The sequence below is a fragment of the Micromonospora sp. NPDC049102 genome (assembly GCF_043197485.1).
Classification (GTDB): domain Bacteria; phylum Actinomycetota; class Actinomycetes; order Mycobacteriales; family Micromonosporaceae; genus Micromonospora.
In genome coordinates this window covers 25024-49051 of the sequence record NZ_JBICTE010000029.1, presented here as the reverse complement: position 1 = coordinate 49051, position 24028 = coordinate 25024, and the positions used below count along the sequence as shown (strand labels likewise).

At 71.1% G+C, this 24028-nt stretch carries 20 protein-coding genes and 1 other RNA gene; 15 read left to right on the top strand and 6 right to left on the bottom strand.

Features of this window, described 5'->3' with window-relative positions:
* Positions 1-8: 8 nt before the first annotated feature.
* The 4 genes from mtrB to hpf all read left to right on the top strand — a co-directional run bounded on the left by mtrB (position 9) and on the right by hpf (position 5164).
* A complete protein-coding gene (gene mtrB / locus ACGFH9_RS23955) occupies positions 9-1766 on the top strand; it encodes an MtrAB system histidine kinase MtrB (protein ID WP_393223070.1) in 1758 nt (585 codons plus the stop codon).
* The gene (locus tag ACGFH9_RS23950) at positions 1763-3580 is read left to right on the top strand and encodes an LpqB family beta-propeller domain-containing protein (protein WP_393223067.1); all 1818 of its coding nucleotides are present in this window, start codon (positions 1763-1765) and stop codon (positions 3578-3580) included. Before mtrB ends, ACGFH9_RS23950 begins: the two co-directional genes overlap by 4 nt.
* A 4-nt stretch (positions 3581-3584) precedes the next feature.
* Positions 3585-4292, top strand: a complete 708-nt coding sequence (locus ACGFH9_RS23945) for a ComF family protein (protein WP_393223064.1) — start codon at positions 3585-3587, stop codon at positions 4290-4292.
* 245 nt (positions 4293-4537) lie between these two features.
* Complete coding sequence (gene hpf, locus ACGFH9_RS23940) at positions 4538-5164, top strand: ribosome hibernation-promoting factor, HPF/YfiA family (protein WP_355239790.1); 627 nt, start codon at positions 4538-4540, stop codon at positions 5162-5164.
* A 62-nt stretch (positions 5165-5226) separates the two neighbouring features.
* Here hpf and ACGFH9_RS23935 read toward each other — a convergent pair whose 3' ends face one another.
* Together ACGFH9_RS23935 and ACGFH9_RS23930 are read right to left on the bottom strand one after the other, a co-directional pair.
* Complete coding sequence (locus ACGFH9_RS23935) at positions 5227-6342, bottom strand: GNAT family N-acetyltransferase (protein WP_393223061.1); 1116 nt, start codon at positions 6340-6342, stop codon at positions 5227-5229.
* Positions 6339-7490: a GNAT family N-acetyltransferase gene (locus ACGFH9_RS23930; protein ID WP_393223058.1), complete on the bottom strand. Its 1152-nt coding sequence runs from the start codon at positions 7488-7490 to the stop codon at positions 6339-6341. The genes ACGFH9_RS23935 and ACGFH9_RS23930 overlap by 4 nt, the downstream gene beginning before the upstream one ends.
* A 168-nt stretch (positions 7491-7658) precedes the next feature.
* On the opposite strand from ACGFH9_RS23930, the gene secA reads away from it, so the two are divergent.
* Positions 7659-10586, top strand: coding sequence for a preprotein translocase subunit SecA (gene secA, locus ACGFH9_RS23925; RefSeq protein WP_393223056.1), 2928 nt, complete (start codon positions 7659-7661; stop codon positions 10584-10586).
* A gap of 207 nt (positions 10587-10793) precedes the next feature.
* Here the strand turns inward: secA and ACGFH9_RS23920 are convergent, their stop codons facing one another.
* Both ACGFH9_RS23920 and ACGFH9_RS23915 read right to left on the bottom strand, forming a co-directional pair.
* Complete coding sequence (locus ACGFH9_RS23920) at positions 10794-11375, bottom strand: Rv3235 family protein (RefSeq protein WP_393223054.1); 582 nt, start codon at positions 11373-11375, stop codon at positions 10794-10796.
* A 211-nt stretch (positions 11376-11586) separates the two neighbouring features.
* The gene (locus ACGFH9_RS23915; protein ID WP_053657286.1) at positions 11587-11814 is read right to left on the bottom strand and encodes an AlpA family transcriptional regulator; all 228 of its coding nucleotides are present in this window, start codon (positions 11812-11814) and stop codon (positions 11587-11589) included.
* A gap of 207 nt (positions 11815-12021) precedes the next feature.
* Between ACGFH9_RS23915 and ACGFH9_RS23910 the strand changes: the two genes are divergently transcribed.
* The gene (locus ACGFH9_RS23910) at positions 12022-12531 is read left to right on the top strand and encodes a DUF6912 family protein (RefSeq protein ID WP_355624921.1); all 510 of its coding nucleotides are present in this window, start codon (positions 12022-12024) and stop codon (positions 12529-12531) included.
* Positions 12532-12538: 7 nt separating this feature from the next.
* Here ACGFH9_RS23910 and ACGFH9_RS23905 read toward each other — a convergent pair whose 3' ends face one another.
* Positions 12539-13630: a hypothetical protein gene (locus tag ACGFH9_RS23905; protein ID WP_393223050.1), complete on the bottom strand. Its 1092-nt coding sequence runs from the start codon at positions 13628-13630 to the stop codon at positions 12539-12541.
* 394 nt (positions 13631-14024) lie between these two features.
* On the opposite strand from ACGFH9_RS23905, the gene pruA reads away from it, so the two are divergent.
* The 9 genes from pruA (at position 14025) to ACGFH9_RS23860 (ending at position 22284) form a co-directional block, all read left to right on the top strand.
* Positions 14025-15653: an L-glutamate gamma-semialdehyde dehydrogenase gene (gene pruA, locus ACGFH9_RS23900; RefSeq protein WP_393223047.1), complete on the top strand. Its 1629-nt coding sequence runs from the start codon at positions 14025-14027 to the stop codon at positions 15651-15653.
* Between the two features lie 175 nt (positions 15654-15828).
* Positions 15829-16344, top strand: coding sequence for a PadR family transcriptional regulator (locus tag ACGFH9_RS23895; protein WP_355232719.1), 516 nt, complete (start codon positions 15829-15831; stop codon positions 16342-16344).
* A 64-nt stretch (positions 16345-16408) separates the two neighbouring features.
* Positions 16409-17530 carry a peptide chain release factor 2 gene (prfB, locus tag ACGFH9_RS23890; RefSeq protein ID WP_355052002.1) on the top strand — a complete coding sequence of 374 codons (1122 nt, stop codon included), beginning with the start codon at positions 16409-16411 and terminating at the stop codon, positions 17528-17530.
* Between the two features lie 118 nt (positions 17531-17648).
* Complete coding sequence (gene ftsE, locus ACGFH9_RS23885; protein ID WP_007455859.1) at positions 17649-18329, top strand: cell division ATP-binding protein FtsE; 681 nt, start codon at positions 17649-17651, stop codon at positions 18327-18329.
* Between the two features lie 67 nt (positions 18330-18396).
* Entirely contained in the window at positions 18397-19272 is an 876-nt protein-coding gene (gene ftsX, locus ACGFH9_RS23880) for a permease-like cell division protein FtsX (RefSeq protein WP_393223044.1), read from the top strand.
* A 218-nt stretch (positions 19273-19490) separates the two neighbouring features.
* Positions 19491-19970: an SsrA-binding protein SmpB gene (gene smpB, locus ACGFH9_RS23875; RefSeq protein WP_124775313.1), complete on the top strand. Its 480-nt coding sequence runs from the start codon at positions 19491-19493 to the stop codon at positions 19968-19970.
* 104 nt (positions 19971-20074) lie between these two features.
* Positions 20075-20450: a transfer-messenger RNA gene (ssrA, locus tag ACGFH9_RS23870) on the top strand.
* 141 nt (positions 20451-20591) lie between these two features.
* A complete protein-coding gene (locus ACGFH9_RS23865; RefSeq protein WP_393223041.1) occupies positions 20592-21236 on the top strand; it encodes a hypothetical protein in 645 nt (214 codons plus the stop codon).
* 100 nt (positions 21237-21336) lie between these two features.
* Complete coding sequence (locus ACGFH9_RS23860; protein ID WP_393223039.1) at positions 21337-22284, top strand: hypothetical protein; 948 nt, start codon at positions 21337-21339, stop codon at positions 22282-22284.
* A gap of 81 nt (positions 22285-22365) precedes the next feature.
* Here ACGFH9_RS23860 and mdlC read toward each other — a convergent pair whose 3' ends face one another.
* Positions 22366-23961 carry a benzoylformate decarboxylase gene (mdlC, locus tag ACGFH9_RS23855; protein WP_393223036.1) on the bottom strand — a complete coding sequence of 532 codons (1596 nt, stop codon included), beginning with the start codon at positions 23959-23961 and terminating at the stop codon, positions 22366-22368.
* Positions 23962-24028 lie beyond the last annotated feature (67 nt).

The window sequence follows — 24028 nt, the reverse complement described above, 5'->3', positions numbered from 1 at the left end:
GTCACACTGTGTCGACCTCGCCGCCCCCGCCCCCGCAGACCACCGCAGCCCGCCGGCTCGCCGCCGGCCGGGAGGTCTGGCGTGTGCTGAGCGGGCGGGTCGCGCGACTGCTGGCCCGGGCGCACCAGACCTGGCGGCGTTCGCTCCAGGTCCGGGTGGTGACCATTACGCTGGTCGCCTCCAGCCTGTTGGTGGGCGGTTTCGCGTACCTGATCGCTGACAAGATCACGACGATCCTGCTCGACAACGCGCGCACCGACGTCCAACTGCGCCTCAAGGGCGGCGCGGGGTACGCGGCCAAGCAGGTCTCCCTCTACGGTCAGCCGCAGGAGGCGCAGCTCCAGGAGACGATCGAGGGCACGGTCAACTACCTGGCCGGCGGCGACCCCCAGCAGACCAGCGGGGTGGTGGTGGCCATCACCGCCGCCGGCTACCCCACCATGATCCAGACGCGCACCGCGCCGGCGGCAAACGTCCAGCCCCTGATCAGCAAGGAGCTGCGGGCCGCCGTCGCCGGCGGCAAGGTGGCCAGCCAGATCCAGACCGGCCGCCTCACCGGCGAGCCGACGAAGTACCTGGTCTACGGCTCCCCGGTGCCGACCCGCTTCGGGCAGATCGAGCTCTACTACCTGGTGCCGCTGACCCGTCAGGACGCCACGGCCGCGGACGCCCGCGCCACCGTCGTCGGCACCGGCATCGCCCTGGTGATCCTGCTGGGGCTGCTCGCCGCCCTGGTCACCCGGCTCGTGGTCAACCCGGTCCGGGTCGCCGCGCGGACCGCCCAGCGGCTCTCCGCCGGCCTTCTCGACCAGCGGATGGTGGTCAACGGCGAGGACGACCTCGCGCTGCTGGCCGCCTCGTTCAACCAGATGGCGACCAACCTGCAACGGCAGATCCTGCGCCTGGAGGAGATGTCCCGGTTGCAGCGGCGGTTCACCTCCGACGTGTCGCACGAGCTGCGTACTCCGTTGACCACGGTCCGGATGGCCGCCGACCTGATCTTCGCTGAGCGCGACGAGTTCGACCCGGCGGTCGCCCGCAGCGCCGAGCTGCTCCAGGCCGAGCTGGACCGTTTCGAGGAGCTGCTCACCGACCTGTTGGAGATCAGCCGGTTCGACGCCGGCTTCGCCATGCTGGACGCCGAGCCGACCGACCTGGTGCCGGTGGTGCACCGTGTCGTCGACCGGTTGGCCGGCCTCGCCGAGCGGGTGGGCGTGGAGATCGAGCTGGACCTGCCGAGCACCCCGGTGATCGCCGAGGTCGACCCTCGCCGTGTCGAGCGGGTGCTGCGCAACCTGGTCGGCAACGCCGTCGAACACGGCGAGGCCCGCCCGGTGCTGATCACCCTCGGCATCGACGAGACCGCCGTGGCGATCACCGTCCGTGACCACGGGGTGGGGCTGAAGGTGGGCGAGGAGAAGCTGGTGTTCAACAGGTTCTGGCGGGCGGACCCGTCGCGGGCCCGCCAGACCGGCGGTACCGGGCTCGGCCTCTCCATCAGTCTGGAGGACGCCCGCCTGCACGGTGGTTGGCTGGAGGCCTGGGGAGCGCCCGGCCAGGGTGCCCAGTTCCGCCTCACCCTGCCGGCCCGCGCCGGTGACCGGCTCACCACGTCGCCGCTGCGGCTGGTACCCGCCGACGCTGCCCTTCCGTTCGGCGGACCGCGCGACGGCGGCCCCCTGGCGATCGGCCCGGGCAGTGGCCCGGCGCTGGCGATCGGCCCGGCGTCGACCGACAGCGGCGAGCGGGAGGAGGTGCGCTCGTGAGGGCTCGACCACTGCTCGGCGCCTTCGGCGCGGCCCTGCTCCTCAGCGCGGGGTGCGGCATCCCGGCCTCGTCCGACGTACGGGTCGACGGCAAGGCCGGCACCGCGACGGAGGCCGGATCGAGCAACGGCCGCAGTAGCGAACCGCCGACGCGGAACGCCAGCGGTAGCGACAACGCGGCCTTCGTGCGCAACTTCCTGTCCGCCGCCGCCGGCGAGCCGGACCGGGCGTACGAGCGGGTGAAGGCGTTCATCGCCCCCGAGCACAAGTCCCGCCTACAGGACAAGAAGGGCAGCGAGGTCGCGCTGACCGTGGTCCGGCTGCGCGAGACGGTCTTCACCTTCAACAGCGACTCCACCACCACCGTCAAGATCACGGTGCAACAGATCGGCGTACTGCGGACGAACGGCACCCTGGCGCCCCCGGTGGCGACCGAGACGCAGTACGAGTTCCGGCTGCGCAGCGCGGCCCTCGGCGGCACCGGCAGCGACGAGCGCGCCGGGCAGTACCTGCTCGACCCGCCGAACGTGCTGCTGCTCAGCGACGTGGCCCTCCAGCAGTACTACCAGGACGAGTCGATCTACTTCTGGAATTCCGACCGCACCCGGCTGGTGCCGGACCAGCGCTACCTGCCGTACGCGGTGCCGGACGAGCGCCGGGTCAACGAGGTCGTGCGCTGGCTGGTGGGCGGCCCCTCCGACTGGCTGCGGCCGGGTGTCGTCGGGTTGCCCGACGGCACCGAGCTGATCAACAACGCCACCGGCGCGAACAACCGGTGGGAGGTCAACCTGGACATGTCCGGCGACGACCAGAGCCGGGTCGACCAGGTGATCACGCAGCTCGCCTGGTCGCTGGGTGACCTGCCGGGCGAGCTGGAGCTGAAGATCCGGAACAACTCGCAGCCCGTGCAGGACCTCGACGAGCGCCGGGCCGCCTACCAGCTCTACCCCGTCCGGGAGAGCCCACAGCGGTACGGCGTCTACGAGGGCGCGATCCGCCCGCTCGACTTCGCCGGCGAGCCGAGCGGTGCGGTGCCGCTGACGCCCGAGGTCAATCGCGCCATCGTGTCGGCCGGTCTCGCGCGGGGCGTCAACCGGGTGCTCGCCGCGCTGGTGGTGACGAGCGGCAGGGACCGGCAGCGGCTCGCGGTGGGTGCCGGGGCGGACACCGTGGCCGCGGTCGGCCGCAGCGCCGGGGAGTACGCCTCGATCGGCCGCCCGGTCTGGCTGCGTACCGCCGACTCGCGTCCCGCGCAGGGGCTGGTGGTGGCCGACGGTCGCCTCTACCGCTTCGACGAGGCCGCCCGCATGTCGGAGGTGCCGCTCAACCTGCCCTCGTCGGAGGTCACCGCGGTGGCCTCCGCACTGGACGGTCAGCGGATCGCGTTGATCGCCGGCGGACGGCTCTACGTCGCGGCGCTCAACCTCGACGGCTCCGGCAGCGGAGTGTCCATCGGCCCGCCCCGGGCACTCGTCACCTCGTTGACCAATCTGACCGCGGTGGACTGGATCGGGGAGGACCGGCTGGTGGTGGCCGGCTCGGCCGGTCAGCCGGCGATCTACGAGATCAGCGTGGACGGCGCCCTGGAGACGCCGCTGCGCACCGACGTGGGCGCGAAGGTCAACCACCTGACGGCGTACCCCACCAACCGCAGTGTGCGGGTGCCCACCGGGTCGTACATGTACGAGGCGAACAAGGTGGCGTACCGCAGCAGCCCGTTCGAACGGATCGAGCCCGAGCGCGTCCGCGACGTCTCCGCGCCGCCGGCCGGAGTCCGCCCGAGCAACCCGTCGGCTCCGTTCTTCCTCTACTGACGTCGTGCGCGGGCTCTGGGCGGACCTCGCCGACCTGGTCCTCCCCGCGGACTGCGCCGGCTGCCGGGCGCGTCACCAGCCGATGCGACAGGGAGTCTGCCCGGCCTGTGCGACGGCGCTGGACGCGTTGCGCCCCCGGGCGGCCCGCCCCACGCCCGCCCCGGCGGGCCTGCCGCGCTGCGTCGCCCTCGGCCCGTACGCCGGTCCGCTGCGCGAGGCGCTGATCGCGTACAAGGAGCACGGTCGGCACGGTCTGGCCCGGCCGCTCGGCGCGCTGCTGGCCGAGGTGGTCGCGGTGGCGGTCGGCGAGGTGCGCCCCGTGGCGCTGGTGCCGGTGCCGGACACCGCCGCGGCGGCACGTGCCCGCTACGGCGATCACCTGGACCGGCTGGCCCGGCACTGCGCGACCCGGCTGAGCCGGGCCGGCTGGCCCGCGCGGGTGCATCGCCCGCTGCGGGCCCTGCCCCGCCCCGACTCGGTGACCCTGGACAGCGCGGGCCGTGCCGCAGCCGCCGAGGCGGCGTTCCGTCCCCGCTCCGGGGCGTCCGGTGGACCCGGCACCTCGGGCGACGCGCCAGTGGTGGTGCTGCTGGACGACATCGTCACCACAGGTGTGACCCTGGCCGCGGCGGCCCGGGTGCTGACCGCGACCGGGTGGCGACCGAATGTCGCGGCGGTGCTCGCCGCGACCGAAAAAAGGCACCACTTGTAACCGACCGTGTTTCCGTTTCACCCGTTGGTGTATGAGGTGCGAAAAATTCCGGGCGGTCTTGGCGACATGGGGTGACTGCCGGGCGAACAGGAGTTAGCGTTTCGCTGTCGGGGGTAGGAGGTCGTTTCATCCCGCCCCCGGCGGTGAGAGGAGGCGTAGCCGTACTGACCGGTCGACGCCAGCGGGTCTTCCTACGGCGCACGACCGGGAAACCGGATCGAAGACGTCCGAAAAAAGGAGGTCACGTGGACATCGTGGTCAAGGGCCGCAACGTCGAAGTGCCGGACCATTACCGGGTACACGTAGCCGAGAAACTCGCAAAGGTCGAACGCTACGACCACAAGATTATTCGCATCGATGTCGAGCTGTTTCACGAGCGCAATCCGCGCCAGGCCGATCACTGCCAGCGGGTGGAGATCACCTGCGTTTCCCGTGGCCCGGTGATCCGGGCCGAGGCCTGCACGAACGATTTCTACAGCGCGCTCGACGCCGCCATCGCGAAACTCGACACCCGGCTACGCCGCGCGGCGGACCGCCGGCGCGTACACCGTGGTCGCCACGCGCCGATCTCCGTGGCCGCCGCCACCGCCGACCTGCCGGTCACGGACCTGGTGGCCGCCCCGCTGTCGGCACCGGCCGCCCGCGCCGGCACCGCCGTCGCCGAGCGCGTCGAGGAGGAGCACGACCAGCCGTGGCACATCGCCCGGGAGAAGGTGCACCCGGCCGAGCCCATGACGATCGACGACGCACTGTTCCAGATGGAACTCGTCGGCCACGACTTCTACCTCTTCCAGGACAAGGAAACCGGCCGCCCCAGCGTCGTCTACCGACGTCACGCCTACGACTACGGCATCATCTCCCTCGACACCTGAGCAGGGTCAGATCCCGCCGAGCATGGGGTCGTGCCGGTCGCCCGGCACGACCCCATGCTTCGTCAGCGCAGGTCGGTCGGCAGCAGAGCGAAGGTCAGGTCGTCGAGGCGAGCGCCCGCCAGCCCGGGCAGACGACCGCGTTGCAGGCCCTCGTGCTGGAAGCCGACCCGTTCCAGCACGCGGTGCGAGGCGGTGTTCTCCGGCACCGTGCCGGCCGTCAGCCGGGCGAAACCGGCCGGCCCGAACGCCCACGCCGCGAGCAGCCGCACCGCGCGGGTGGCGTACCCGTGCCCCCGCCAGCGCGGGAGCAGCGCGTAGCCGATCGACCCCTCGCCGCTGGACACCTCGGTGTACGACAGGCCGCAACTGCCCGCCGGCTCGCCGGTCGCCGCGTCGACGATCAGGAGCCGGGCGATGTCACCGGTCAGCCACGCGCTCTCCGCCAGCCGGCAGCGTCGCCCGATCGACTCGCGCGTCGGCGGCACCGGCGGGGCCTGGTTGGCCACCACCTCCGGCCGGCTGTGCAGCCCGTACATCGTCTCCGCGTCGTCCGGCGCGAGCCGACGCACGACCACCACCTGATCGCTGAGCACCCCGTCGGGTAGGTCCGGCAGCAGCCGTGGGGTCGGACCGGGCGGATCGTCGGAGAGGCGTACCCAGGTCAGCAGGTCGTACCGTCCGCCGTCCCGGTCCTGACCGGCGGACCGGCGCACGCCCTCGTAGCGGAAGCCGGCGGCCAGCGCGACCCGCTGACTGGCCGTGTTCTCCGGCTCGGTGTGCAGCTCCAGCCGCCGCGTTCCCGCGTCGAAGGCGTGCTCGCTCAGCGCGCGGGTCGCGGCGGTGGCCAGTCCGCGTCCCCGCGCCGCCGGCCGCAGCCAGTACCCGATGTCCGCCTGACTCCGGGCGGGCATCGGGTTGCTCAACCCGGTGGCGCCGAGCAGCCGGTCGGTGACCGTGTCCGCGATGGCGTACGCGGCGCCGCCGCCGGCCCAGACCGACGGCGCGCCGGCCTCGACCCACCAGCGGGCGTCGACCTCGGTGTACGGGGACGGCATGGTGGACACGAACCGTTGGCTGAGCGGGTCCGCGCAGCCCTCGACGAGGTCCGCGATGTCGCCGGAGTGGAACGGCCGGAGTCGTACCCCGTGCGCCTCGACGACCGGCGGCGGGTCCGTCATGTCAGGTCCTCGGCGGTCAGCGCGGCCACCCAGGTGTCGACCCGCTCACCCCGGTGCTGGACCCCACCCCGGGCCGTCCCCTCGAACGTGAAGCCCGCCTTCTCGGCGGCCCGCCGAGAGGAGGTGTTGCCCACGTTCGCCTTCCATTCGATGCGCGCCAGTCCCAGCGTCGTGAAGCCCCAGGCGCTGAGCGCGAGGAGCGCGGCCGGCATGTACCCCCGCCCGCGTGCCGCCGGGGCGACCATGAAGCCCACGTCCGCGAGCAGCGGGTCGGCGGGGGAGAGCCGCAGGTCCAGAGTGCCGACGTACCTGTCGTCCGGGTCGGCGATCACGAAGCAGGCGGAGTCTCCCCGGGCCCAGGCGCCCTGGGCGTAGCCCCGGTATCCCCGCGCGTCGGAGAGGTCGTACGGGTCCGGGACCGTGGTCCAGCGGATCGTCTCCGGGTCCCGGCAGGTCTGCACCACGGCGTCCAGATCGTGCTCCTCCATCGGTCGTAGTCGCAGCTCAGCGCCTGCCGAGGTGGCGAACAGCGTCGGCTGTGGGCGGCCGAAGACGGCGGCCCGGCGAGCCACCAGGGTGCCTCGGGCGGCCGGCCCGGGCGTCCCGGGCTCGGGCACCTCGCCGGGGAGCAGCGAGCCGATCCAGCCGTCCGCGTCGCCGTCCGGCGCGGGGTTCGCCCGCCGCACCCGGCCGTCGATCTGAAACCCGGCCCGCAGCGCGACCAGCCGGGAGGCGTGGTTGCCCACCTCGGCCTGCCACAGCATCCGGCGTAGCCCCAGCTTCTCGAAGGACCAGCGGGACACCGCCCGGGTGGCCCGGACGGTCACACCCCGGCCGCGGGCCCACGGGGCCGTCCAGTAGCCGATCTCACCGGTTCCGGCGCCGTCGATGGAGATCAGTCCGCAGGAGCCGAGCAGGTCGCCGGTGTCCGCGTCGCAGACCGCGAACGGCGTCCCGGTACCGTCCGCCCACGCCTGCGGACTCGTCCGCGTGACGAAATCCTGGGCGTGTTCGAGAAGGTATGGGCGCGGTACGGTGGTCCAACGCTGAATGTCCCGGTCCTGGCACGCGCGGTGTACGCCGTCGGCGTCCGCGTCCCGCCAGGGTCGCAGCAGCACCCCGTCCTCGACGATCTTCACAGGCTCCACCCGTGCATCGTGCCGGAACGTTCGCCCTGGGCGTAACCGGATAACGTCCCGGGCGCATCCCGTGCGCGTGTTATGTCGGGTTCGGTGGAGCGGACCGCCGCCACCAGTGACCATCGCGCCGATGTTGCGCCTACGATGGTTCGAGACTGTCTAGGGGAGCGTTGATCCGTGTCGATTCTGGAAAAGGTCCTTAACGCGGGCGAGGGCCGCATGGTGCGCCGGCTCAAGGCCATCGCCGCCGCCGTCAGCTCGATCGAGGACGACTACGTCAACCTCACCGACGAGGAACTGCGCGGCATGACCGAGCAGTTCCGGGAGCGGCTCGCCGATGGCGAGACCCTCGACGACCTCCTGCCGGAGGCGTTCGCGGTGGCCCGCGAGGCGGCGGACCGGGTGCTCGGCCAGCGGCCGTACGACGTCCAGGTGATGGGCGGCGCCGCGCTGCACTTCGGCAACATCGCCGAGATGAAGACCGGTGAGGGTAAGACGCTGACCTCGGTCATGGCCGTCTACCTCAACGCGCTCTCCGGCGACGGCGTGCACGTGGTCACCGTCAACGACTACCTCGCCCAGCGCGACGCGGCCTGGATGGGCCGGGTGCACGAGTTCCTCGGGCTGACCGTCGGCGTGGTGCTGCCCAACCGGCCGGCCACCGAGCACAAGGCCGCCTACGAGTGCGACATCACGTACGGCACCAACAACGAGTTCGGCTTCGACTACCTGCGCGACAACATGGCCTGGTCGAGGGACGAGCTGGTCCAGCGGGGGCACAACTTCGCGGTCGTCGACGAGGTCGACTCGATCCTGATCGACGAGGCGCGTACCCCGCTGATCATCTCCGGTCCGGCCGAGCACTCGGCCCGCTGGTACGGCGAGTTCGCGGGCGTCGTGGCCCGGCTCCAGCCCGGAACGGACGGCGAGGGCGACTACGAGGTCGACCACTCCAAGCGCACCATCGCGGTCACCGAGCGCGGCGTCGCCAAGGTCGAGGACCGGCTCGGCATCGACAACCTGTACGAGTCGGTGAACACTCCGCTGGTCGGCTACCTCAACAACGCCATCAAGGCCAAGGAGCTCTACAAGCGCGACAAGGACTACATCGTCAGCGACGGTGAGGTCCTGATCGTCGACGAGTTCACCGGTCGCATCCTGCACGGCCGTCGCTACAACGAGGGCATGCACCAGGCGATCGAGGCCAAGGAGGGGGTGGAGATCAAGCAGGAGAACCAGACCCTGGCCACGATCACCCTCCAGAACTACTTCCGCCTCTACAACAAGCTGTCCGGGATGACCGGTACGGCGCAGACCGAGGCGAGCGAGTTCAACAAGGTCTACAAGGTCGGCGTCGTGAGCATCCCGACGCACCGTCCGATGGTCCGCGAGGACCGGCCGGATGTCATCTACAAGACCGAGAAGGCCAAGTTCAACGCCGTCATCGAGGACATCGCCGAGCGGCACCAGATGGGCCAGCCGGTGCTCGTCGGCACCGTCTCGGTGGAAAACTCCGAGATCCTCTCCCAGCTCCTGCGCCGCCGGGGCATCCCGCACAACGTGCTGAACGCCAAGTTCCACGCCCGGGAGGCCGAGATCGTCGCCCAGGCCGGGCGCAAGGGCGCGGTCACCGTCGCCACCAACATGGCCGGCCGTGGCACCGACATCCTGCTCGGCGGCAACCCCGAGTTCCTCGCGGCGAACGAGCTGCGCCAGCGGGGTCTCGACCCGCTGGAGAACGAGGAGGACTACGCCAAGGCGATGGAGGAGGTCCTGCCCACCTGGAAGCAGGCCTGCGACGCCGAGGCGGACGAGGTCGCCGCCGCCGGTGGCCTCTACGTGCTCGGCACCGAGCGGCACGAGTCCCGGCGGATCGACAACCAGCTGCGCGGTCGCGCCGGCCGGCAGGGCGACCCGGGTGAGTCCCGGTTCTACCTGTCGCTGCAGGACGAGCTGATGCGCCGCTTCCGGGCCGGCGCGGTCGAGGCGGTGATGGAGCGCTTCAACATCCCGGAGGACGTGCCCATCGAGTCGAAGATGGTCACCCGCCAGATCAAGAGCGCCCAGGCCCAGATCGAGGGCCAGAACGCCGAGATCCGCAAGAACGTCCTGAAGTACGACGAGGTGCTCAACAAGCAGCGCCAGGTCGTCTACGCCGAGCGGCTGCGGGTGCTCAACGGCGAGGACCTCTCCGACCAGGTCCGCAACATGATCGACGACACCGTCGAGGCGTACGTGCGGGGTGCCACCTCCGACGGCTACGGCGAGGACTGGGACCTGGAGCAGCTCTGGTCCAGCCTCAAGCAGCTCTACCCGGTCGCCGTGACGATCGAGGAGCTGGAGGAGGAGGCCGGAGGTTCCCGGGCCGGCATGGACGCCGACTTCCTGGTCGCCCGCCTCAAGGAGGACGCGAACGCCGCGTACGACCGCCGCGAGGAGGAGCTCGGCACCGAGGGGGTGCGCCAGCTCGAGCGGATGGTGCTGCTCCAGGTGATCGACCGCAAGTGGCGCGAGCACCTGTACGAGATGGACTACCTCCAGGAGGGCATCAACCTCCGGGCGTACGCCCAGCGCGACCCGGTCGTGGAGTACCAGCGCGAGGGCTTCGACATGTTCGCCACCATGATGGAGGGCATCAAGGAGGAGACCGTCGGCTTCCTCTACAACGTGGACGTCCAGGTCACCGAGCCGGAGCCCGACCCCGACTCGGAAGAGGTCAAGCTGCTCGACAAGCCGGTGGAGATCCGGGCCAAGGGTCTCAACCGCACGCCGCAGCGGCAGGGCCTGCAGTACTCGGCTCCGACCATCGACGGCGAGGCCAGCCCCGGCGCCCCCGCCATCGAGCAGGAGCAGCAGCAGGCCCCGGCGCTCGGTGTGGGCCGCCCGGCCCAGGGCGCTCCGGCGGCACCCGGGCAGAGTGCGCCGTCCGCCCCGCAGCGCCCGGCCTCGGGGCTGCGTGGCCCGGTGCTCCCGACTGCGGGCTCGCGGCGTCCGGCCCCCAGCCAGGCCGACGCCGGCAACGGCCCGTCCCGCAACGCGCCGTGCCCGTGCGGCTCGGGCCGCAAGTACAAGCGGTGCCACGGCGCGCCCAACGGCGGCAACTGAACTACCGCGCGTCCCGATGGGCCCCGGCCGACAAGGCCGGGGCCCATCGGCGTCTCCGCCCCGCCTGGCCTGATCCCGCCCCGCCGGCGTGGTCGCCCTGCGGCGGCGGGGCGGGAGATCGACTCGGCTTCCTGGAAGTCGGTGTGTCGGTGGCAGGTTGATGACCCGATTCTCTGGACGTCGGGTCGATCAACCACGGTGGCGGGGTCAGAGAACGTGCAGAGCGGTGCACAGCCAGCGGCCTCGCCGGTGTTCCAGGCGCAGCGCCATGGCCCAGCTCCGGCCACCGAGGCCGCTCACCACAGCCGCCGCCTCCACCGCGGCCTCCCGAGGTGCGCAGACCCGCAGCCGTAGCAGTCGCAGGGCCGGACGCGCCGCCCGACGTCGCACCGGTCCGGCCCGCCCGGTCGCCCGCGCGAGTTCGGTGAGCAGTTCGACGGCGCGGCCCGGGTCGAGCAGGGGCCGTACCTGGGCCGGCGACCGATAGCCGTTGACCACCTCCAGGCAGGTGCCGACGAAGCGGTGCGCGGCCCGGGTGGCCTCGGGGGCGGTCGCCGGTGGCAGGGGTGCGCCGGGTTGGCTGCCCGGACGCGCGGTCGGCCGGCGTGGGGCAGAGCGGCGTTCCGCGGGCCGGACCGGGTCCGGTCGTGTCGAGGCGAAGAGGTCGAGAGCGAGTTGGCCGTGGGTTGGCCCGGGCCAGTACGTCTCGTCCGGGTACGGCGGATCGATGGGTGGGACGGGGCGCAGGCGTACGGGTGGTTGGGAGGGCCGGGGTCGCCGCTCGCTCATCGCTGCTCCCTCGATCTTGCGTTTGCCTTCGCTTGCTTTCTACTGCTTAGATTCTGAGCGAGAGAACGGCCTTGGTCAATGAGGTAAGTCTGCGAACCAGCCACATCGTCGGCATGATCCACTCCAGATCCTGGAGGTGGCGGTATCCACGCGGCTCGAACAGCCCCGGTTCGGTGAGCCGGAGTTGATCACGGTGCAGTGATTCGGGCGGTTACTCCGGATCGCGGTCGACGAGAGGGTTACCACGGACCCAGTCAGCGGTCTCGGCGTACTTCTGCGCGATGTACTCCTCCAGCCGGGCCCGCTCGACCCGCCACTGGCCGCGTCCGCCGATCTTGATCGCCGGCAGTTCTCCGCTGCGGACCATGTGGTAGACCTGCGAGTCCGACACGTTCAGCTCGGCAGCCACGTCGGAGAGCAGCAGGAACCTCGGCTCCACGGAAACTCCCCGGGGTTGACGTCGTTTGCCTCAGTTTGCCACCGACGGCGCTCGTCGCCCAGCCGCCACCACTGCCAACCGGTGCCGGACACACCGGCGGGAAACTTCCACCGACCCGGAGGCGAGGTGTATGACGGTCACGGCGTGCGGCATGATCTGCGCCCGTGCCGGCTACCGCCGGCACGGAACCGAGCGGGGAGACGACCGGTGACCGACGAGCTTGTCCGGGTGTACGTGCCGGCGACCGTACCGATGCTGGCCCGCCTGCGTGAGCAGGGGCTGACCGCCGACAGCGCGCACGCGGTGACGCCCGCGCTGCGCGAGTGGTACGCCGAGGGCGACGAGGAGGAGTTGGAGTACGTCGCGTTCACCCGGGCCGCGCAGGATGCCCTGCACCTGCTCCGGGCCGATCCGGCTGCGCCCCGCCGCCGCGTGGTCGTCTCGGTCGACCTGCCGTCCGCCGCGCTCGGCCGTGGCGACGGTGAGCTGGGTTCCAGCATGGTGACGTTGGTCGACACCGTTCCGGTGGGCGCTGTCGCGGCGATCCACGTGGACGGCACGGAGGCCGTCGAGGAGGTCGCCGCCGCGGCCGACGTGGTGGCCGAGGCCGCCGCCGGCGACCCGGACGCGCAGTTCACCGTCGACGGCGCCGAGGATCACGAGCTGGAGTGGTACGACGTGACGGAGTTGGATCTCCTGCTGCGCAGCGCCGACTGAGCAGCGGTCAGCGGGCCGGGTCGGCGTCCGCTTCCCGGACCGCCGTGTCCGGCTCGTCTTGCTCGACCTCGCCGGTGGCGTTCGCGGTTGTCGCCGACTCGGAACCGGGTCGGTCGGTCGGGGCCGGATCGTCGTCGGTCTGCGCTGGGCCGAGCGTCCGGCCGAACGCGACGATCGCGGTCAGCGCCCCCACGAAGAGCACCCAGATGCCGTTGTCCACCCGTGAGGTGCCCAGCGAGGTCTGCGCCACCGCGTCCGCCTCGCTGAGCGCGCTGGCCAGGTCCAGCAGAGACCGACCGCCGATCCGGATGATCACCTCGGCGAGCAGCAGGAGCAGACCCGGCCCGGCACCGGCGAGCAGGTACGCTGGCCACCGCAGCGCGGGCGTCCGCGGGTCGCGCCGTACGGCGCGACGCCGTGCCCAGGTGAGGTAGCCGAAGGCGAGCAGCCCGGCCAGCAGGCCACCCAGGAGCGACTCGGTGCGCGACACCCACTTGGCCGCGTCGACAAGCGACTGCTGGGTGTCGCCCGCGCCGAACAGGTCGAACAGCGGGTCCCGGGCACGACTGAACGCCACCACGAAGATCAACGTGCCCAGCGCGGCGGTCACCACCGCGCCGACCGCCGGGGCGGTCCGTGCGCCCGCGATCGCTCCACCGATGATCGCGGCGGCGGCGGTGGTGCCGGCGATCACGTTGGTGGTCGAGGTGTCGAAGTAGGTCAGGTTGATCGCCACCGCGGCGGCCAGCCCGACCAGCATCCCGGCCCCGATCGCACCGACGAAGCGCAGGGTGGTCCAGTCGCCGTACCGGCGGGCCAGCAGGTCGTTGAAGGCCAGCGCGGTGGCCGCGCCGGCCACCAGCGCGGCCGAGATCACGCCGGGCAGGGCGAACGCGGAGAGGCTGATCGCGGTGATGCCGGCCGCCGCCGAGGTGATGGCCTCCCGGGTCGACCAGAGCATGGCGGCCAGCCAGCCGAGCGCCAGCAGCACGAGGACCGCCGCTCCGGGCGCCCCGGTGGGCCGGCCACTCGGGCCGGTCGCGTCGACCGCCGGCTGGTCCGACTCCGCGGCTGAGTCGCGGCCGGGCTGCTTGGTCATCGTCTCCCCTTCGAGGCGCCAGGTCACCGACCATTCAGGGTACGCGGACCGCCGAGCCCCCCACCGAACGAGCCACACCCCACGGGTACGCACCAGCGACGTACCCCGAACAAGCCGCAACGGCCCCACGAACCGCGCCCCCCAGCCCACCACCCTGAGCGGTAAGGGATCGCCCCAGCCCCACCACGGCGAGCAGCGAGCGGTAAGGGGAGGAGAGCCAGCCGGTCCTTCGCGATCGGGTGACGGCGGCGGCAGGGTCAGCACCTTCGCGTGAAACAATCGCGGGAGGTCCCGCCGCTGCTCGGCCACCCCGCGCGGCGTCCGGTGTCCGGCTATCCGGTCGGTGCCCGCGGGTCCGGTTTCGCCACCGCTGTCGAGATCGCCAGGAGCCTTGATGGATGCCGTGTTCTCCGTTCCCGAGCCGCGCAACGAGCCGGTTCGCAACTACGAGCCGGGCAGCGCGGACCGCGAGCGGCTCCAGCGGCGGCTGACCGAGCTGGCCGCCGAGCGTGTCGACCTGCCGATGACCATCGCCGGCGAGCAGCGGATGGCGGCCGGTGACCCGATCAACGTGGTGCAGCCGCACAAGCACGCCCACGTGCTCGGCGTGACCGCGCACGCCACCCACGACGATGCCCGCGCCGCGATCAAGGCGGCCAAGGACGCCGCGCCGATGTGGCGGGCACTGCCGTTCGAGGAGCGCGCCGCGATCTTCCTGCGCGCCGCCGAACTGCTCGCCGGCCCCTGGCGGGACACGCTCAACGCCGCCACCATGCTCGGCCAGTCGAAGACCGCGATCCAGGCGGAGATCGACGCGGCCTGTGAGTTCATCGACTTCCTGCGCTTCAACGTGCACTTCGCGCGGCGTCTGCTCGAGGAGCAGCCGGCGTCGTCCCCCGGCGTCTGGAACCGCTTCGACCACCGCCCGCTGGAGGGCTTCGTCTACGCGGTCACCCCGTTCAACTTCACGGCCATCGCCGGCAACCTCCCGTCGGCGCCGGCGCTGCTGGGCAACACCGTGATCTGGAAGCCGGGCCCGACCCAGCAGTTCGCCGCGCACTTCACCATGCGGCTGTTCGAGGCCGCCGGTCTGCCGCCCGGTGTGATCAACATGGTGACCGGCCGGGGCGAGGAGGTCTCGGACGTCGTGCTCGCCGACCCGGACCTGGCCGGTATCCACTTCACCGGTTCGACGACGGTCTTCCAGCAGTTGTGGAAGACCGTCGGCGACAACATCGCGCGCTACCGGGGCTACCCGCGACTGGTCGGCGAGACCGGCGGCAAGGACTTCGTGGTCGCGCACACCAGCGCCGACGTGGACGCGCTGCACACCGCGCTGATCCGCGGCGCGTACGAGTACCAGGGCCAGAAGTGCTCGGCCGCCTCCCGGGCGTACGTGCCGCGCTCGATCTGGGAGGGTGGCCTGCGCGACCGTCTGGCCGCGACCGCCGACTCGCTGACCTACGGCGACGTGGCCGACTTCGGCAACTTCGGCGGCGCGGTGATCGACGACAAGGCGTTCGCCCGGCACACCGCGGCGTTGGACCTGATCGCCGGTGACGACAGCTGCCGGGTGCTGGCCGGCGGCACGGCCGACGACTCGGTCGGCTACTTCGTCCGGCCGACGCTCTTCGAGTGCTCCGACGCCGCGCACGAGACGTTCACCACCGAGTACTTCGGGCCGATCCTGGGTGTGCACGTGTTCGACGACGCCCGCTTCGACGAGGTGGTCGCGCAGGCTGAGTCGATCGCCCCGTACGCGCTGACCGGGTCGGTGTTCGCCACCGACCGCCGGGTCGTCGACGCGGTCGGCGAGCGCATGCGGTACGCGGCCGGCAACTTCTACATCAACGACAAGCCGACCGGTGCCGTGGTGGGGCAGCAGCCCTTCGGTGGCGCCCGCGCCAGCGGCACCAACGACAAGGCGGGCTCCTGGCTGAACCTGGTCCGCTGGGTGTCACCGCGGACGATCAAGGAGACCTTCGTGCCGCCGACCGACCACACGTACCCCCACATGGGCTGACCTGCGGCGACCCGCCGGCGGTGCGCCCAGCGCCGCCGGCGGTCGGTCGAGGGCGACCATCCATCGATAGTCCTCAACGGACAGTCTGTCGCCGACAGTGCACATAGGAAGACCTGTCGGGTGGCAAACTGGCAAATCCTGGACGCCGGCAGCGCAAAGTGGCAGCGTAACGGGCATGGCGGAATCCGGAGTCAACCCCACGGCGGCGGCCCTCCTCGGGCTGCTCCACGAGGGTCCCATGACAGGCGGCCAGTTGATGGCCGCCGCAGAGCGCCGGCTGGCGCCCTACTGGTCGATGACCCGCAGTCAGGTCTACCGCGAGTTGCCGGTCCTGGCCGAGCGCGGGTACGTGCGGCTCGGCAAGCCGGGCCCCCGCATGAGCCAGCCGTACGCGCTCACCGCCAGTGGGAAACGGACGTTCTCCCGCTGGCTGGCGGAGAACCCGGGGCGGGACACGATCCGCAACCCGATCGCGCTCCGGATGGCCTTCGGCAACCTCCACTCGTCCAGCCAGCTCAAGGGCCTGTACGCCTCGGCCAACGAATACCACACCGAGGCCCTCGCCCAGGTCCGGGAACAGGTGAAGAACGCCAAACGGGACGGCGAGACGTACGACGCCAGCGCGCTGGAGTTCGCCGTCGCCTACCACAAGGCGGCCCTGTCGTGGCTGAAGTCCGCCCCGGTCGGGTGATCACCGGCAGGTTCGCCTACACGGAACGAGCTGTGCCTCCCACAACGCAGTAGGCTTGTCTGTCGTGACCGCTGCCGATTACGCCGAACAGCTCAAGGAACTCGACGCGACCCTGCGCAACATCGAGGCCGTCCTCAATCTGGACCGGCTGCACGAGGACAAGGCCCGCCTGGAGCAGGAGGCGTCCGCCCCTGACCTGTGGGACGACCAGGCCAAGGCTCAGCAGGTGACCTCGCAGCTGTCGTACGTCAACGGCGAGATCAGCAAGCTGGGCAGCCTTCGCTCGCAGCTCGACGACGCCCGGGTGCTGCTGGAACTGGCCGAGGCCGAGTCCGACCCGGGTGTGCTGACCGAGGTCGAGGCCGAGATCACCGGGTTGACCAAGGCCATCCAGGAGATGGAGGTCCGCACGCTGCTCTCCGGCGAGTACGACTCCCGGGAGGCGCTGGTCGCCATCCGGGCCGGCGCGGGTGGTGTGGACGCGGCCGACTTCGCCGAGATGCTGCTGCGGATGTACCTGCGCTGGGCCGAGCGGCACGGCTACCCGACCGAGGTCTACGAGACCTCGTACGCCGAGGAGGCGGGCCTGAAGTCGGCCACCTTCGCGGTCAAGGTGCCGTACGCGTACGGCACGCTCAGCGTCGAGTCGGGCACTCACCGGCTGGTCCGGATCAGCCCGTTCGACAACCAGGGCCGCCGGCAGACCAGCTTCGCGGGCGTCGAGGTGCTGCCGGTCACCGAGCAGACCGACCACATCGACATCCCGGAGAACGAGGTCCGGACCGACGTCTACCGGTCCTCGGGCCCGGGTGGGCAGAGCGTCAACACCACCGACTCGGCGGTCCGGCTCACCCACATCCCCACCGGCATCGTGGTTACCTGCCAGAACGAGAAGTCCCAGCTACAGAACAAGGCCTCCGCGCTGCGGGTGCTCCAGGCGCGACTGTTGGAGCGCAAGCGCCAGGAGGAGCAGGCCAAGCTGGAGGGCCTGAAGGAGAACGCCGCCGGCTCGTGGGGCGACCAGATGCGCTCGTACGTCCTGCACCCGTATCAGATGGTGAAGGATTTGCGAACCGAGCAGGAGACCGGCAATCCGAGCGCGGTCTTCGACGGCGAACTGGACGGTTTCATCGAGGCCGGTATTCGTTGGCGTAAGCAGCGTCAGCTCGCCAGCGACAGTGCGTGACGGCGTGTGGGCGGAGCGCGTCGCCGATCTCCAGGTGAGAACCTGAATCGACGACGCGCGCCCCTTCTGCGGGGCGTGGGGCTTGGCTCAGTTGTTACACCGCGTAGACTCACGACCCGTGATTCAGCTTGAGCAAGTGACGAAGACGTACCCGAAGGCGTCCCGGCCTTCGCTCGACAACGTGTCCGTCTCGATCGAGAAGGGCGAGTTCGTCTTCTTCATCGGTCCATCCGGCTCCGGCAAGTCCACGATCATCAAGATGCTGCTGCACGAGGTGACCCCCAACAAGGGGCGCGTCATCGTCAACAGCAAGGACGTCACGTCGATGCGCTCCTGGAAGCGACCCCACTTCCGGCGTTCGATCGGCTGCGTCTTCCAGGACTTCCGGCTGCTGCCGAACCGCACCGCCTACGAGAACGTGGCGTTCGCTCTCGAGGTGATCGGCAAGACCAAGGCGGTTGCTCGCCGGGTCGTGCCGGAGGTGCTGGAGCTGGTAGGGCTCGGTGGCAAGGAGCACCGCTACCCGCACGAGCTCTCCGGTGGTGAGCAGCAGCGGGTCGCCGTCGCCCGGGCGTTCGTGAACCGTCCGCTGATCCTGCTGGCGGACGAGCCGACGGGAAACCTGGACCCGGACACCTCGATCGAGATCATGCGCCTGCTGGACCGGATCAACCGCACCGGCACGACCGTCGTGATGGTCACCCACGACTCCAACATCGTGAACCAGATGCGCCGCCGCGTCATCGAGATCGAGAGCGGCCGCATCGTGCGTGACCAGGCCCGCGGCGTCTACGGGTGAGCCGGCGCTCACCCCTTTCGCAGCCTGACGACGAACACTTCATGCCGGAGACCCGGAGGAAAACCCGATGCGCGTGAAATACGTCCTGTCCGAGGTACTGGTCGGACTGTGGCGCAACGTGACCATGACCGTCGCGATGATCATCACGATGGCGGTCTCGCTGACCATGCTCGGTGCCAGCGGTCTCATGTACCGCCAGGTTGACGACATGAAGGACCTCTACTACAAGAACATCGAGGTCTCGATCTTCCTGAGCCAGGAGGTGAGCGAGCAGCAGCGCACCGACCTGAACGACAAGTTGAAGAACGACCCCCTGGTCAAGGAAGTCATCTACGTCAACAAGGACGAGGCGTACAAGAAGTTCCAGGAGATGTACCAGGACGCGCCGGACCTGGTCAACGCGGTCAAGCCGGATCAGCTGCCGGAGTCGTTCCGACTCAAGCTGAACAACCCGGAGCAGTACAAGAACATCTACGACCAGTACAAGGAGACCGAGGGCGTCGACGAGATCGTCGACCAGAGCCGGCTCCTGGACAAGATCTTCGACGTCCTCACCGCGATCCAGAACATCGCTCTGGCCGCCGCGGTCGTGATGGCCATCGCCGCACTGCTCCTGGTGGCCAACACCATCCAGGTCGCCGCGTACAGCAAGCGGCGCGAGGTGGCGGTCATGAAGCTGGTCGGCGCGTCCAACTGGTTCATCCAGGCACCGTTCGTGCTGGAGGCCGTCGTGGCCGGCCTGATCGGCGCACTGCTCGGCCTGGTGGCCCTGGTGGCAGCGAAATATCTGCTCTTCGACGGGTCACTCAAGGCGTTGCAGGGCCTGCTGTCGCCGATCAGCTGGGGCGACATCCTGTTCATCTTCCCGTTCATGGCAATCGTCGGTGGCCTGGTCAGTGCCGCCACCGCCTGGATCACCCTGCGCTTCTACCTGCGGGTCTAGGGTCGTACGGGTCGCGCCCGTCGCTTTCGGGGACCCTCCCGCAGCCGGAATAAACGGCGCGGGAGGGTCCTTGTCAATGAGGCTTATTCGGGCGGCCCCCGCGATGGCGCGACTTGCCCGACGGCCAGAGCCCGAATAAGCCTCATTCGGGTAGCATGATCGGTTGTCCGGCCGGGGTGGCCCCGGCGTCGGACGGACCAGGGGAGGGGGTGGCGCCGATGCCACGGGAAAAGGGGCGCAAGGTGGTCGCCTCCAACAAGAAGGCGCGCCACGACTACGCGATCCTCGACACGTACGAGGCGGGTATGGCGCTGACCGGCACCGAGGTCAAGTCGCTGCGGGCCGGGCGGGCGTCGCTCGTCGACGCGTTCGCCCAGGAGCGCGACGGCGAGCTGTACCTGCACGCGATGCACATCCCGGAGTACACCCAGGGCACGTGGACCAACCACGAGCCCCGGCGTACGCGCAAGCTGCTGCTCAACCGCGGTGAGATCGACAAGCTCGTCGGCAAGACCCGTGAGGGCGGTCTGACGATCGTCCCGTTGCAGGTCTACTTCTCCGACGGCTGGGCCAAGGTCGAGATCGCCCTGGCCAAGGGCAAGAAGTCGTACGACAAGCGCCAGGACCTCGCCAAGCGCGACGCGGACCGGGAGATCGCCCGGGTGTCCGGTCGGCGCGGCAAGGGAATGGACGACTGATTCATCACGTTTGTCCAGGTCGGCGCGCCGACTCGGGGCTCGGGATGAAAGCTGTTGCGGCAGGCGTTATTCTTGTCAGTGCCGCCACATCGGCGGCCTGTCGAGGGGGTGACTGGTTTCGACTTCGTACGCAGCGACAGGGGAAGCGAGCCGAGGAAGCCGACGTCGTCTCGAGAATCGGTCGTCGGAAACTTATAAGCGCCAAGAGCAATCGCGCTGACTTCGCTCTCGCCGCCTGAGGCGAGTAGCTAAGTCTGTCGGCCTGGGAACGCCTTCGTCCCAGTAGCCGGCATCAGCTAGAAGGCTGGCCAATCGGACCCGGTCGCGGGGTCCGTGCGGCGAGATCAATCAGCGACTGGGCCCGTCACACCAACTTGCTCGCGTGAGCGGTGGGGCCGAGTAGAGGCACAGCGAGCTGCGCTCGGAGAAGCCCTGACAAACCGGCGAAGGACCCGGGTTCGATTCCCGGCACCTCCACCACCTCGAAGCGATGCGCCCCGGCCGACCGGCCGGGGCGCATCGTCGTATCCGGCCGATGTCACCCGTGGAGTCGATCACCGCGGCGCGCTCGGGACCGGTGCCGGGCGGCGGGGTGGGGTCGTCGCCGCCTACGCTGCCGCTGTGGCGAACCAGGAACTGCGCCTGTCGGTCGGCGCGTCGGCCGGTCAGCGCACGCTCGCGGTGGTGACGGGGGTGCTCGTCGCGGCGATCGGTGCGGCGTTCGTGCTGGTACCCCTGCTCGCCGGCGGGCTGCTGCGTCGCCTTACCGGTCCGGGGGACGGGTTCGCCTCCTACGAGGACGCTCGCGATCTACCGCCGGGAATGCTCCCGCCCGCCCTGCGGGAGTCCGGGGGCGACCCGGGGCGGGGGTTGTTTCCCGGGCTCTGCGGGCTTCCGTTCGTCCTGCTCGGCGTCTACCTGGTGCTGCGGGTGCTGCGGACGGCCGCGTGGTTGGACGGCACCCGCGTGCACGTGCGGGGTGCCCTGCGCAGCCGTACCGTCGATCTCGCCACCGCCGCCGTCGACCCCGGGTCGTACCGCGAGACGGGGGAGGACGCTCCGGCCCGTGGGGACCGGTCGGCCATCGTCGTCACCGATCGGGTCAGCGGGGAGCGGGCCACGATCCCGCTGCGGGGCATGGGCCTGTCCATCCTGCCGCCGTCCGAGCTGCGCGCACTGGCCGACGCGTTCGTTGCCGGTGGTGCCGCGGCCGCGCCCGGGGCTCGCGCCGTCGCCGCCGAACTCCGCCGACTGGCGAACGCCTGAACGGTCCGCCGCCGACACCGTGCCGTCGCGGGCCGAGGGGGTGCCGCGAGACCTGAGTCGACGGCGGAACCCACGGCTCGCCGACGCCGTCCAACCCGGCATGCGCCGACCGGTTCTGCTGCTCGTACTGCCTCTGCTGTCCATGGTGGGCTGCGCCGCGACCGGGGCCGACCCGGCCGTCGGCCCCACCGCGTCGACCAACCGTGCGTTCGACGAGCGGGCCACCGCGGTCGCCGCGGCGTGGCGGCCCGGTCCGGCCTGGCATGACGGGTACGTCCCTCTGCAGGGACCGACCGTGCTCACCGGTGACCCACGCTTCACGCCCCACACCGAGACGGCCTTCCGGGCCGGTTGGTACCGCGCGCAGGTCGCCATCCCGCCCACCCGTGTCGGTGCCGAGATCCGCTTCCCGGACGGCCGGTTGACGCTGCCGCTGGTCAGCGCGGCCGAGGCGTACCGGCAGCTCGACCAGGGTGACCCGCTGCCCTGCCCGGGACGGCCGAAGCGACCCGGCCGGCCGACCCCCGGCGGTCCGACAGTCGAGCCTGGGCCGAACGGCTGGGCGACCAGCCCGACGGAGACGGCCTGCCTTCCGCTGACGGTCACCGGGGTGACCCTCGGTGCCGTACCGGTCCGGACGAGTCGAGGCGAGGCGCAGGTACCGGCCTGGTTGTTCACGGTGGAGGAGCTGGCCGCCCCGGTGGCCCAACTCGCCGTAGCGCCGACGGCAGTCACACCGGTCCCCTCGGCGCCCCCACCGACGCAGCCGCTGCCGGACGGGTTGGTGGGTGCCCAGGATCTCGCGGCGGTGGACGGCGCTCGGTTGACCGTGCGCCTGGGCGTGAACGCCTGCGACACCGGCATCACCCCGCTGGTCTCCGAACGGCCGGACGTGGTGATTGTCGGCGGCGCGGTCACCCGGTCCACGGGCGTCTGCACCGCCGTGCTCAAACTGGAGCCGGTCACCGTCACCCTGGCCGCGCCGCTGGGGGCGCGGCCGGTCCTGGACGTTTTCAGCGGCACTCCGCTGTCGATCGCCCCGCGGTGATGCCCGCCGGGCCCTGGCCGCCGACCGCCCGTACCGCGCCCCGGTCGCCGGGCGACCATCCGTGCCGCGTCCGGGTCCTGGTCAGAGGATCGTGGGCACGTCGGTGCTGATCGGCACCGGCAGCACGGTGGGACCCGCGGCGCGCAGGCCGGTGGCGAGGGCCGCGCCGAGTTCGTCGGGGGTCTGCACCACCTCGGTGGCGCAGCCGTAGCCGGCTGCGATCGCGGAGATGTCCAGCCCCGGCAGGTCCAGCCCGGGCACCCCCGGGGTGTCCTTCAGCTCGGCGAAGGCCTTCAGGATCGCGTACTGCTGATTGATCGGGACGACGACCACGACGGGCAGGCACAGGCGCGCGGCGGTCCAGAGCGCCTGCACCGAGTAGTGGAACGAGCCGTCGCCGATCACCGCCACCACCGGCCGGCCGCGCCCGGTGTCCCGCTCGGCCAGCGCCACCCCGATCGCGGCCGGCAGGCCGTAGCCGAGCCCGCCGCTGGCCATCGTGAAGTACGACGCCGGCCGGTTGATGCGCAGGCGGCGGCGGAGCGCGGCCAGGTTGGACGGTGACTCCTGGACCAGCACGCCGTCCGAGGGCCAGTGCGCGGCCAGCGCGGCGAACAGCGCGTCGGCGCTCAGCGGCGCGGTGACCTCCGGCGGCGTCGGGGCGGCCCGAGGTGCCGGCGGTCGACGGTCGGCGGCCGGGAGCAGGTCGAGCAGGGCGGCGAGGGCCAGTCCGGGGTCGCCGAGCAGGCTGTCGCCGACCGGGGCTCGGGCCGCCTCGTCCGGGTCGTCCGTGACGTGTAGCAGCCGGGCGCCCTCGGGCAGGTGGTCGCCCGGCACGTGCGGGTAGTAGCGGAACACCGGCGCGCCGACGACCAGGACGGTGTCGTGCCCGTGCAGCGCCTCCGCCAGTGGTCCGATCGCGAACGGCAGGACGCCCCGGAACTGCGGGTGGTCCTCCGGGAACACGGCCCGCTCCGGCGCCGGGGCGGACCACACCGGTGCGGCCAGCCGCTCGGCCAGCGCGACGGCCTCCGGCCAACTGCCGGAGCGGTCGACGCCGGGCCCGAACACCAGTACCGGGTCACGGCTGTCGGCCAGTATGCGGGCGAAGGTCGCCAACCGCTGCGGGTCCGGCGCGAATCGGGTCGCCACCGAGCGCGGTGCGGGCGGCGCCTCGGCGGGCTGGGCCCAGTCGTCCATCGGCAGGGAGAGGAAGACGGGCCCGACCGGGGGCTGCACGGCTGTCGCGTACGCCCGCAGCAGCGCCGCCGGGATGTCCTGCGCGCGGACCGGCTCGTAGCTCCACTTGACGTACGGCTCGGGCAGCTGGACGGCTCGCCGGTTGGTCAGTCGGGGCTCCAGCAGCAGCATTTCCCGCGTCTGCTGGCCGGCGGTGACGATCAGCGGGGTCTTGTTGTGCCAGGCCGTCACCAGGTTGCCCATGCCGTTGCCCACACCCGGGGCGGTGTGCAGGTTGACGTGCGCGGGGGTGCCGGCGGCCTGGGCGTACCCGTCGGCCATCGCCACCGCCGTGGCCTCGTGCAGCGCGTGGACGTAGTGGAAGTCGGCTGGGAAGTCGCGCAGGAACGGCTCCTCGGTGGAACCGGGGTTGCCGAAGACGGTGGTCATGCCGAGGGCGCGGAGCACGTCGTACGTCGCGTCCCGGACCGTTGTCATCGTCGCCTGCCTCCGTCTCGCGCGCAGGAGCGACCGTGGCCGCCCTCCCGATCAGCCGAATCTATCG